Origin of the sequence: Streptomyces sp. PH10-H1, assembly GCF_030063355.1 — a bacterium.
In the GTDB taxonomy this organism is placed as follows: domain Bacteria; phylum Actinomycetota; class Actinomycetes; order Streptomycetales; family Streptomycetaceae; genus Actinacidiphila.
Genome location: NZ_JASISZ010000011.1, coordinates 1 through 11,319 on the forward strand (window position 1 = coordinate 1; position 11,319 = coordinate 11,319).

Here is an 11,319-nt window from a genome sequence, read left to right on the forward strand (position 1 = left end):
GCATTCGAGTCCCGGGTCCGACGCGAGCATCGCCTGCTGCAGTTCCTGCAGTGCCGAGGACGGGTCGAGTCCCAGTTCCCTGCCGAGCACCACCCGCATCCGGTGGTAGGCCTCGAGGGCACCGCCCCGGCGGCCTGCCCGGTACAGGGCCAGCATCAACTGCCCCTGCAGCCGCTCGTGGGTGGGGTGCTGGGCGGCCAGCCCGGCCAGTTCGCCCAGGATCTCGTGGTGCCGGCCGAGCCGCAGATCCGCCTCGATGCGCTGGCTGAGGATGCTCATCCGCGATTCCTCCAGCCGGGTCACCTCCGCCTCCAGCAACGGGCCGACCTGGACGTCCACCAGCGCGGGACCGCGCCACAGCGCGAGTGCCTGCTGGAACAGCAGCGCGGCTCCCGCGTGGTCGCCGGTCTCCAGTGCACGGTGGCCGGCACCCGCCAGTCGCTCATACTCCACGGAGTCCACGACGCCGCCCTGGGTGTCGAGCAGATAGCCGCCGGCCTCGGTGACCAGGACGCTCTTGGCGCCCAGCGGCAGGTCCGGCTGCTCCTGCCCGGAGAGCGATCTCGTGATCAGGTTCCGGATCTGCAGGATGTAGGTCTGCAGGGTGGTCTGCACACTGCGGGGCGGATTCCCGCCCCACAACTCTTCGATCAGAGAGCTCACCGAGACCACCCGGTCCGGCTGGAGGGCGAGCAGGGCGAGCACCTTGCGCGGTTTGATCGCGGTCGGGACGACGGATTGTCCCGCCTGCGTCACCCGGCAGGGGCCAAGTACACCAATGTCCATCTTCTCGGCTCCTCTCGAGCGTCAGACGGCCGGTTCCAGCGGACGCCGTTCATCGAGCACGGCGCGCAGGAGTTCGGCCAGGTCGGCGTCCCTCACGAACAGGTGGTCCCCGGGCACCGAACCGGTCCGGAATCCCTCGGGGGCGTAGCGGGACCAGGCGTGCACCGCACCGGGCGATACCAGCAGGTCGTCCCGGCCGGACACGGCCAGCACCGGGCACGGGAGCGGATCACCCGCCGCGGCCCGCAGGCTGCGGGCGAGCAGCAGATCGTCGCGCATGATCGTCATGGTCAGCCGCAGCCACTGCGGCCGGTCGAGCAGCTGACTGGAGATGCCACCGGACGCCCGCATCACCGAGAGCACCCCCTCCTCGGAGACCTCCGCACCCTCGAGCACCGGCATCCCCAGATGCGGCGCGGAGCAGGCTCCGACGGCCAGCACTTCCGGCGGGCGTCCACCGGTCCTGTGGTGGTGGAGCGCGAACGCATACGCCACCAGGGCGCCGAGGCTGTGCCCGTAGAAGGCATACGGCCGGTCGAGATGCGGACCCAGTTCGGCTTGCAGTTCGCGCGACAGTTGCTCCCCGTCGATGACGCGTTCTTCGCGTAATCGCGTCTCGCGTCCGGGAAGCCGCACCGGAATGACGGAAATATCAGGGCCGAAACGATTCTGCCAGCGGGCGAACGACAGAGCGCCGCCCCCCGCATGGTGGAAACAGAAAAGCCGCAGCCTGGCGGCCGGTTTGGGCCTCACCGCCAGATATCCACCCACAGCTGACCGCCTCCTGGACTCGTCCCGCCCACTTCCGGACGGATGCCGCGATCGTCCACAGGCCGCCTGGAAAGCGACTTGACGCAGGCTGGAGGCAGTGTGGCGGCCGCTATCGGCCGATACTCGACATCCCGACCACGGCACCCGGAAGAACCCCGTCGAGCACCGGGTCCGCCGAGAGAATCGCCCGCTGCAGCCGCTGCACCCGGGCCGAAGGCTCCAGGCCCAACTCGTCCACCAGACCCGACCGCAGCCGGCGAAAGGCCTCCAGTGCCTGCGAAGGGCGGCCGCACCGGTAAAGCGCCAGCATGAATTGGGCATGCAGGTTCTCGTGCAGCGGAAATTCGGCGGTGAGACCTGCCAGTTCACCCAGGAGTTCGTGGTGTCTGCTCATGGCCAGATCGGCGTCGAGCCGGCGCTCCAGCGCCGCGAGGCGGCTCTCCCTCAGCCGCATCACCTCGACTTCGAGCAGCGTCCCGTGCTGCAGGTCGACCAGCGCGGGACCCCGCCACAGGTTCAGTGCCTCGGTCAGCCGCCGGGACGCCCGCTCGGCGTCACCTGACTCGTAGGCCGCGTATCCCGCCACCGTCAGCTGGTCGAACTGCCAGGCATCGACGGCGGAGGCATCCATGCTGAGCTGGTAGCCGCTGTGCCGGGTGGCCAGCACATCCTTCGCTCCGGTCACCGACCCGAGTGCCGCGCTCAGTTTCCGGCGCAGTTGCAGGATGTAGGTCTGCAGCGTCGTCGGCGCGCTGCGCGGCAGATCGGCTCCCCACAGCTCCTCCATCAACCGGGCGACTGTCACCACGTGGTTGGCGTTGAGAGCGAGAACAGCCAGGATCTGCCGCGGCTTGGCGGCGCTGGGCACAATCGAGCTGCCGGCTTCACTCGCCGTCAATGGTCCCAAGACGTTGATCTCCATAGGTGCCGTCCTCTCCCCGTTCCACGCCGCCGTTGTGTCGTCTCGACCCGGCGATCGCTGCGCACATAGGAGCACGAGCAAAGGTTCCCACCTAGGGGATTGGCCTGAACAGTGAGATCTTCACGGGTTTCAGGAGGAGGGGCCGAATCCGAGATCATGAAATCTTCACATGAGTTCCGTGACCGACCCACTGTTCGATACGAGATTTCCAGCCGCACACTCCTCGGTGTACGGCCAGGAACGCATCAACGGACCTCGAAACTGGAGAACCGGAATGGACGCAATAGAGCAGGACTGGCGCTTCGCGGAGCTGGTAGCGCTTAGCTGGATCGAGCCGGATTTAAGCGACCGGTACGCACAGAACCCCTCACAGGTGCTCGCCGAGTTCGGCCTGCACATCGACGGGGGCAGCAGCACCCCTGACCTGCCACCCGCACCGGAACTGGCTCTGGTGATCGAGGACTTCACGGGAGCAGCGAGCGCCCGCGGGTCCGTACTGTGTTTCTGCGGCAAGGGCTGATCCACCAAAACCGGGCTGGCACAGGGGGAAATGCTGCTATGACCGAGTTCAAGGCTCATTTGCGTGCCGAAGTAGTACCTGGGGAAGGGACATATCTGTTCTCCGAACGCGACGTGAAGATGATCGACTGTCCGCAACTGGAGCTCATGGCTCCACTCATGGACGGTCGCCGGGGATTCAATGAACTACTCCGGGACGCCTCACGGGAACTCGCTCCGGAACAAATCGGCTATGTATTGGCGCAACTCGCCAATGCCGCGCTGGTCGATTTCCGGCGTACCGCACAGCTCTTGGAGACGCCGGGGAGAACCGGTCTGGCCTTCTGGGAACTGGCCGGACTCGACGGCGCACGGACCGCCGCCCGGCTCGCCGACGGTTCCGTCCGTATTCTCACGGTCGGCGCGGTCGACGGAAGCGCGGTGCGGGCCGCGCTCCAGGCCACGGGACTGTCGGTCGGCGCCGCGTCCCCGCAAGCGGGCCCGGACTGCGAGCCACCCCGCTCCGACCTGTCCGTCGTCGTCTGCGACGACTATCTGGCAAGTGAACTGGCCGCGGTGGACGCGACTCACCGCGCGGCCGGACGCCCGTGGCTGCTGGCGAAACCCCACGGGGCCGATATCTGGGTCGGCCCCGTATTCCAGCCGGGTGCGGGCCCGTGCTGGAACTGTCTCGCCCACCGCCTGCGCGGCCACCGGGAAGTGGAGAATCACGTCCAGCGCACGCTGGGGCGCTCCGGCCCGCTGCTGATTCCGCAGGCGTCCATCCCGCCGAGCCAGGGGGTGGGACTGCACATGGTCGCTCTCGAAGCGGCGAAATGGATGGCCGGACACCGCTATCACGGGCAGCAGTCGGTGCTCACGCTGGACAATTTCACGATGACGGCCCGTCATCACGCGGTACAGCTACGGCCCCAGTGCGCCCATTGCGGGGATCCGGCCCGCAGTACGGAACGGATCGGTCTGCCGCTGCCCCTGCGGTCGCGCACCAAGGCGTACGCGAACGGCAGCGGCGACCGGTCCGCTTCCCCCGAGAACGTCCTGGCCCGCTACCGGTCGCAGGTCAGCCCGGTGACCGGAGTGGTGAGCCAGCTCGGCCCCGACCCGGCCGCCCCGCCCGGACTCCAGGTGTTCCGGGCCGGCCACAACATGGCGCTGGGGACGCCCGGGCTGCGGTCCCTGCGGCAGGGCTTCCGCGGTATGAGCGCCGGCAAGGGCGTGACCTCGGTGGAGGCCGAGGTCGGGGCCCTCTGCGAGGCGCTCGAGAGGTTCTCCGGTGTCTACACCGGCGAGGAACTGTGCGTACGCGATTCCTTCCGGAGCCTCGGCGACCGTGCCATCCACCCGAACCGCTGCCAGCTCTTCCATGAGCGCCAGTACGCGGACCGGGACGGCTGGAACGCGTCGCACGGTGACTTCCAGCAGGTGAACCAGCCCTTCGACGTCACGGCCGAAGTGGACTGGACACCGGTCTGGTCGCTCACCGAGCGGCGGCAGCGGCTGCTGCCCACCAGCCTGCTGTACTACAACACCCCCCAGTCGGCCGGCCGCCGCTTCTGTTCGGCCGACTCCAACGGCTGCGCGGCGGGCAGCAGCCTGGAGGACGCCATCGTGCAGGGGTTCCTCGAACTCGTGGAACGCGATTCGACAGCCCTGTGGTGGTACAACCGCACCCGCCATCCGGGGCTCAGCCTGAGCGCGTTCGAGGAGCCCTGGATCGCCGAGCGGCGCGCGCTGTACACCGACCGGAACCGCGAAGTCTGGGCCCTGGACCTCACCGCCGATTTCGGGATACCCACGGTGGCGGCCCTGTCCCGGCGTACGGACAAGGAGGACGAGGACATCGTGCTCGGGCTCGGCGCGCACTTCGACATACGAGTCGCCCTGCGCCGGGCGCTCACCGAACTCGACCAGATGCTGCCCTACGTCATGAACGCCCGCCCTGACGGCCAGGGTTACGAGTGCACGGCTGGCGACATCCTCGACTGGTGCCGCACCGCCACCGTCGCCAACCAGCCCTATCTGCTGCCCGATCCAGCGATTCCGCTGCGCACTCCGGACGACTACGCCTACACGGCAGGACCGGATCTGCTCGATGACGTCATGGCCATCCAGCGGATGGTGGAGGCCAACGGAATGGAATTGCTCGTCCTCGACCAGACGAGGCCCGATATAGGGCTCCCCGTCGTCAAGGTCATCGTGCCGGGGCTGCGCCACTTCTGGGCCCGCTTCGCACCGGGCCGCCTGTACGACGTCCCGGTTCTGCTCGGCCGTCGCACGACACCACTGGGGTACGAGAACCTCAATCCGGTTCCTCTCTTCCTCTGACATCGCGTCCGTACCACCGCAGCCGAAGGAGACCCCCTGTGCATTCCGATCCACGCCCGGCCGTAGGCACCGACCTGCGCAGGGTCTCCTTGTGGTCACTCCGGGAGGACGTCCATCTGGAACGGGCGTCTGCCGCCGGCGGAGCTGTGCTGCACAGCCGGTGGGGTGATGTGATCGTGGCCGGCCCCGATGAGCTGGTCTACGAATCACTGCGCAGGATGAGCTTCGGACCCGTGGATCTGGAGAACATCCTGCGCGCCACCCCCCGGCCGCACGGCGAGATCACCGCGACCGACCGGGCCCGGCTGCTGAGCCTCCTCGACAGCATCTCGTACCTGGTCGTCCGCTCACTGGGCCTGGACGACACCGAACCCCAGTTGCTGGACATGGTCCCGATCGCCCGGGGCGCACGGCTGGACATCCAGGCCGTGGCACCCGACCAGCCGTTGCGGCTCTCCAGGTTCGCGGTACTGCAGACCAAGGACGAGTTGCTGGTCCTGGAATCGGCGCTGTCCCTGCACCGGGCGCAGTTCCACCGGCCGGAGGCCGCCTGGGTGATCGGGGTGCTCGGCAGGACGACCACGCTGAAGGCCGCCACGGCCGCGCTGCCGGTGGCGGCGGGAGTCGTGGCGGATATCGTGGCCTACCTCGCCGCCGCCGGAATGGTCACCCTCGGCGAACACGACGAGAACGGCGTGGCGGTCTTTCCCGAGGACCACGATCCCTCGCTCATGACCTGGACCCCCAACGAACTGCTCTTCCACACCCGTACCCGGCTCGGCCGCCATGACGGCGACTTCGGGGCCACGTTCCCGTACCTGGGTCAGCTGTCCCCCGAACCAGCCGTCAAGAGCGCTCCGGAGGGTGAACGCATTCCGCTGTACCGGCCGGATCTCGAGGCGGTCCTGGCGGCGGACCCCCCGCTGACAGCGGTACTGGAGACCCGGCGGTCGATCGCTACTTACGCAGAACAGCCGCTCAGTGACCTTCAGTTGGGTGAGTTCCTCTATCGGATAGCGCGGATCCGCTCCCTCTACAGCAGCATCGGTCTGGAGCCGGCCTCCTATCCCGCGACGAGCCGCCCCTATCCAAGTGGCGGGTCGGCCTATGAGCTGGAGTGCTATATCACTCTCAGCCGCTGCGCGGGCCTGGCACCCGGCAATTACTACTACGACCCCTACGGCCACTGTCTCGTTCGGCTGGACGACCCGTGCAACTCCGCGGGTGAACTGCTGGCACACGCCGGGGCCGCGGCGGGCATGACTACGACGCCGCAGGTTCTCATCACCATCACCGCCCGCTTCCGCAGGCTGTCGTGGAAATACAGCGGCATGTGGTACGCGCTCGCGCTCAAGCATGTGGGTGTGGTGCAGCAGACGATGTGCCTGGTCGCCACCGCGATGCGGCTCGCTCCGCTGCCTCTCGGCAGCGGTGACATCGAAACGTCCGCCCAGGCTTTCGGGCTGGACTGGCGCGAGGAATCCAGCATCGGGGAGCTCCTCCTTGGTCCGCTGGCACCGGACAACGGCTCCGCGGCGGCAGAAAGTTCCATGGGCTATCCCGTCAATGACAATGATTGGGGTGATCGATGCGCGGCAACAGCAAGTCATGTTCACCCTGTAGCGAGTAGTCTTCCGGCACGGCCTGGTGCTCAGCACGATGACCGCTGATCCATTGCTGCAGGGGAGACAAGTAATGGTCGGTGTACGGGGGCAGGTAGAGCACGATCTGACAGGTGGCGACATTCCTGTGCCACGGCTCGGCCGGGTGATCGTGGCCGTGACCATGTTCGGATATCTGCTGCTGGGAATCGTCAGCATGCTGGCCCGCCAGGTACCAACCTCGGCCTTGGCATGGGGGACGAGCATACTCATTGCTCTTTTTCTGCTGCAGAACCTTCATTCGCTCCCCAACCGGGGTGGCGACAGACCCCGTTACTGGATCTGGACCCTGGCGGTCCAGGGGCTGCTCACGTATATCCCGTTCTTGATGCTCAAGGACAGCTGGGTGGGGATGCCGGGCTACTTCGCCGGATCACTCCTGTTGTTCCTTCGCGGTAGCGCCTCCTGGCTCAGCGCGTCGGCCGTGGCGATCAGCATGTTCTTCATCGAACAGCACCTCGGAGCGGACGCATTCACCGCCTTCTACTATGCGTGCGGTGTCTGCACCATCGCCCTGTCCGTCTTCGGGCTCACCCGGCTGGCAGACCTGCTGGTGGAGGTACAGTCCGCCCGTGCCGAACTCGCCCGGCTGGCGGTGGCCCAGGAGCGCGACCGGGTCGCCAGGGACCTCCACGACCTGCTCGGCTACAGCCTCTCGGCGATCACCCTCAAGGGCGAACTCGTCTACCGGCTGGTCAACAGCCAGCCGGAACGCGCCTGTGAGGAGATCTCCACGATGCTGGCCATCTCCCGCCAGGCGCTGTCCGATGTGCGCATGGTGGCCAGCAGGTACCGCGACATGTCGCTGGCCGCCGAGATAGCCGCCACCCGGGCCGTGCTGGTCTCCGCCGATATCGCCACCGCGGTCACCGTCGACTGCGGCCCACTGGAGGACCGGGTCAACACGGTGCTGTCCACCGTGCTGCGCGAGGGTGTCGCGAACCTGCTGCGGCACAGCAAGGCGCAGCACTGCGTCATCGAAGTGGTCCTGGACAAGGGCGCGGTGCGCCTGCGGCTGGAGAACGACGGCCTGAACAACGCCCCGCCCGTCTCCGTCCGGCGCGACGGCAGGGGACTCGACAACTTGTGTACACGCCTCGGCGAGCTGGGCGGCACGCTCAACGCCGCGGCCGCCGAGGATGGCTGGTTCCGGCTGGTCGCCCTGGTCCCGCTGAGCGGCGCCACGGTCTAGGTCCAGGCCCAGGCTCAGCGATCGGACCGGCTCAGAACCCGGACAGGCCGAGGGCCCGGATAGCTCCCGGGAGGCCGTCCGGTCCCCCGCTCACAGCCAGCCGGCGTCCCGCGCGATCCGGATGGCGTCGACCTTGTTGCGCGCGTTGAGCTTGGCGAGAATGGTCGTCAGATAGTTGCGCACGGTACCCACCGAGAGGAACAGCCGGGCGGCTATCTCCACCGCCTCCGCGCCGTTGGCGGTGAGCCGGAGCACCTCGACCTCCCGCCGGGTGAGCGGGTTCTCGCCGGTGTCCCAGGCGGCCAGTGCGAGATGGGAGTCGATCACCCGCTCACCCGCCCGCACGCTGCGGATCGCCTGGGCCAGCTTGGCCGGCGGAGCGTCCTTCAGTATGAATCCGGAGACATGCGCGTCCAGCGCCCGCCGGAGATTGCCGGGCCGTCCGAGGCTCGTGAGGATCAGCGTCCGGCAGGCCGGCATCTGATGATGCAGCTCCGCGGCGGCGGTCAGGCCGTCGATGCCGGGCAGGTCGATATCGATCACTGCCACATCAGGCCTCACCCGTACGGAGGTTGGCACGATCTCGTCGCCCGACTCGACCTCCGCGATGACCTTGATGTCGACCTCGAGGTTCAGCAGGGCGACCAGCGCACCGCGGACCATGTGCATGTCCTCCGCGAGGAGAACGTGAATCATGCGTCGCGCCTCCCGGCTCCCAACTGCCAACTACCGGGTCATAGGATCGCAGATTCAGCCACGTTAAGCACACGGATGAGCAGATTACGTGGAGGGCCGGTACCGAAGAGCGCAGGATTCGACGTCCGGGCCGTCACGAACCGTTCCGGACGAGGCGCTTGAGATCCGGGTCCACCACCTCGTGCAGCGGCCGGAGCCGGTCGGTGAGGAACAGCTGGCGCATGGCGGCGCGCTGCAGTTTTCCGCTGGTGGTCCGGCGGACGGTCCCGGGCCGGACCAGCACCACGTTCCGTACCGGCATCGCGAACTCCCGTGACACCTTCTGCTGCACGGCCGACACCAGACCGGGCAGGTCGGCGTCGAAGGTGCGCCCGGACCGTACCTCCTGGACGACCACCACATGCTCGCGGTCGGAGTCGACGGCGAAGACCACCGTGGAGCTGAACAGGGCGCTCACCCGCTGCACGGTGCGTTCCACGTCCTGCGGGTAGAGGTTGCGCCCGGCGACGATCATGACGTCCTTCAGCCTGCCGGTGACGAACAGTTCCCCGTCCCGCACAACCCCGAGGTCCCCGGTGCGCAGGAATCCGCTCTCGCCGCTCGCGGTGACCGCCTGGAAGGCGTACGCGGTCTCGGACGGACGGTTCCAGTAGCCCTGGGCGACGCTGTCGCCGCGTATCCAGATCTCCCCGATCGTCCCGGGCGGCCGCGGCCGCCCGCTCTCCGGGTCGACGATCCGCAGGTCGAAGTCCCGGACCAGCCCGCAGCCGACCAGGGTGCGGGACGGCCGGCCGGGAACGGGGTCCTCGAGCCGGTGCCGCTCCAGCGCGGCCGAGTCCACCGGCAGTTGGGGCGCCCGGCTCCCGGGGATCCCGCCGGCCACCAGCAGCGTCGCCTCCGCCATCCCATAGCAGGGGTAGAGGGCTGACGGGTCGAGACCGGCGGGCTTGAACTTCTCCGCGAAGGCGCACAGGGTCTCCGCGCGCACCGGCTCCGCCCCGTTGACGGCGTTCTCCCAGCGGGACAGGTCCAGTTCTGCCACCTGCTCGTCGGTGACGCGCTGGACGCACAGCTCATAGGCGAAGTTGGGTCCGCCGCCGGTGGTGATCCCGTACTCGGAGACCATCTGCAGCCAGCGCACCGGACGCCGCACGAAGCTCATCGCCGGCATGATCACGCCCTGCGCGCCCAGCCACAGCGGGTGCAGCAGATGGCCGACCAGTCCCATGTCGTGGTGGAAGGGCAGCCAGCCCCCGATCCTGGACCTGGCGCCGGTTCCCATCGCCCGCTGGATCGCCCGCTGGTTGGCGAGCAGATTGCGGTGCGAGATCATCACGCCCTTGGGCTCGCTGGTGGAACCCGAGGTGTACTGCAGGAAGGCGATGTCGTCCAGCGAGAGGTCGGGGCGCCGCCAGTCGTCCGGATCGGCCGGCGCCAGCTCATCGGACGGCAGAGCGTCGGTGGCCAGACAGACCACGTCGCCGTAACCGGCCTCGGCCAGCAGCTGGGAGATGACCGGCGCGTGCCGCGAATCGGTGAGGGCGATCGACGCGGCGGAGTCCTTGACGATGCCGACCACCCGCTCGATGTGCCGGCGGGTACCGCCGGGCGGCGGGGCCGGCACCGCGACCGCCCCGGCGTACAGGCAGCCGAGGAAACAGGCGATGAACAGCGGTCCCTGTTCCTGGAGGATCAACACCCGCCGTCCGGCCGCGTGATGGTCCTGCAGCCAGGCGCCCAGCCGACGGGCCTCCCGGTCGAGCCGGCCATACGTCATCCGGTCGACACTCGCGGCCCCGTCCCGTGCCTCCCCGATGAAGGCGAAAGCCTCCTGGCCGGTCCGTGCCTGCGCCTGCTGCCGAACCAATTCTGCGAAGTCCGCTTGTCCAGACAAGGCTACTCCCCCGTTGGCGTCGCCGTACGGGGTCAGAATGGGCGCGTCGCCTCAAACCCGCCTCGAACCTGGGTGGTCAGCGCCGTTCGAAACCGTGCACAAGGCCCAGCTGACGGGCCGCCTCGCGTTCGAAAGAGCTCAGCGGAACGTCCGGACGGAGCGCCTCCGGGTGCCCTGCGGCCGGGCCCGCGTACTGCTGGACGGGGCTGCTCTTCGGCCGCCCCAGGCCCGCGGTCCGGCCCGAAGGGTAGAGGTACGGAGTGATCGGCACATAGAACGTCCCGTAGGTCACCAACGCCCGATAGACCGGGCCCAGGAAGTAGGTGACTGACCACTTGGCGAGCTGGCTCATCTAAGGCCTCCGTGGGATTCCGCGCCTCCCTCGGGCGCTGGATCCATGGTGGCCGCAGCCGCTCAAGGACGGCTCCAGCACGAGTCATGGAGGCTCTGATCCGTTTCCACCGGCTCTCCTTGACGGGACGTCGACCGGATCACGAGCCCATCGACGGACGCTCGGGCCGGGGCGCGCTCCGGCGCTCCGCCGCCCCCGAGG

10 protein-coding genes are annotated in these 11,319 nt (G+C 68.2%); 4 read left to right on the forward strand and 6 right to left on the reverse strand.

The window, feature by feature from the left end; all coding sequences use genetic code 11:
- The 3 genes from QMK24_RS09690 to QMK24_RS09700 all read right to left on the reverse strand — a co-directional run.
- Positions 1-786, reverse strand: a 786-nt coding sequence (locus tag QMK24_RS09690; RefSeq protein ID WP_283464950.1) for an AfsR/SARP family transcriptional regulator, incomplete at its 3' end; no start/stop codon positions are given.
- 21 nt (positions 787-807) lie between these two features.
- The gene (locus tag QMK24_RS09695; protein ID WP_283464952.1) at positions 808-1,701 is read right to left on the reverse strand and encodes a thioesterase II family protein; all 894 of its coding nucleotides are present in this window, start codon (positions 1,699-1,701) and stop codon (positions 808-810) included.
- Positions 1,667-2,479, reverse strand: coding sequence for an AfsR/SARP family transcriptional regulator (locus QMK24_RS09700; protein ID WP_283464954.1), 813 nt, complete (start codon positions 2,477-2,479; stop codon positions 1,667-1,669). The genes QMK24_RS09695 and QMK24_RS09700 overlap by 35 nt, the downstream gene beginning before the upstream one ends.
- A gap of 274 nt (positions 2,480-2,753) precedes the next feature.
- Between QMK24_RS09700 and QMK24_RS09705 the strand changes: the two genes are divergently transcribed.
- Genes QMK24_RS09705 through QMK24_RS09720 form a run of 4 tightly spaced genes read left to right on the forward strand, consistent with a single transcriptional unit; the run spans position 2,754 to position 8,176 of the window.
- On the forward strand, positions 2,754-2,999 hold the full coding sequence (locus QMK24_RS09705; protein WP_283464955.1) for a hypothetical protein: 246 nt from the start codon (positions 2,754-2,756) through the stop codon (positions 2,997-2,999).
- Positions 3,000-3,037: 38 nt separating this feature from the next.
- A complete protein-coding gene (locus tag QMK24_RS09710; protein WP_283464957.1) occupies positions 3,038-5,323 on the forward strand; it encodes a TOMM precursor leader peptide-binding protein in 2,286 nt (761 codons plus the stop codon).
- Between the two features lie 38 nt (positions 5,324-5,361).
- Entirely contained in the window at positions 5,362-6,993 is a 1,632-nt protein-coding gene (locus QMK24_RS09715; protein WP_283464958.1) for a SagB family peptide dehydrogenase, read from the forward strand.
- Positions 6,994-7,018: 25 nt separating this feature from the next.
- Positions 7,019-8,176 carry a sensor histidine kinase gene (locus QMK24_RS09720; RefSeq protein ID WP_283464959.1) on the forward strand — a complete coding sequence of 386 codons (1,158 nt, stop codon included), beginning with the start codon at positions 7,019-7,021 and terminating at the stop codon, positions 8,174-8,176.
- Between the two features lie 90 nt (positions 8,177-8,266).
- On the opposite strand, the gene QMK24_RS09725 is transcribed toward QMK24_RS09720, so the two are convergent.
- From QMK24_RS09725 to QMK24_RS09735, 3 genes are all read right to left on the reverse strand, one after another.
- Positions 8,267-8,872, reverse strand: coding sequence for a response regulator transcription factor (locus QMK24_RS09725; RefSeq protein ID WP_283464960.1), 606 nt, complete (start codon positions 8,870-8,872; stop codon positions 8,267-8,269).
- A gap of 133 nt (positions 8,873-9,005) precedes the next feature.
- Positions 9,006-10,766, reverse strand: a complete 1,761-nt coding sequence (locus QMK24_RS09730; protein WP_283464961.1) for a fatty acyl-AMP ligase — start codon at positions 10,764-10,766, stop codon at positions 9,006-9,008.
- Between the two features lie 76 nt (positions 10,767-10,842).
- Positions 10,843-11,118, reverse strand: coding sequence for a DUF6059 family protein (locus QMK24_RS09735; RefSeq protein WP_283464963.1), 276 nt, complete (start codon positions 11,116-11,118; stop codon positions 10,843-10,845).
- Between the last annotated feature and the right edge of the window lie 201 nt (positions 11,119-11,319).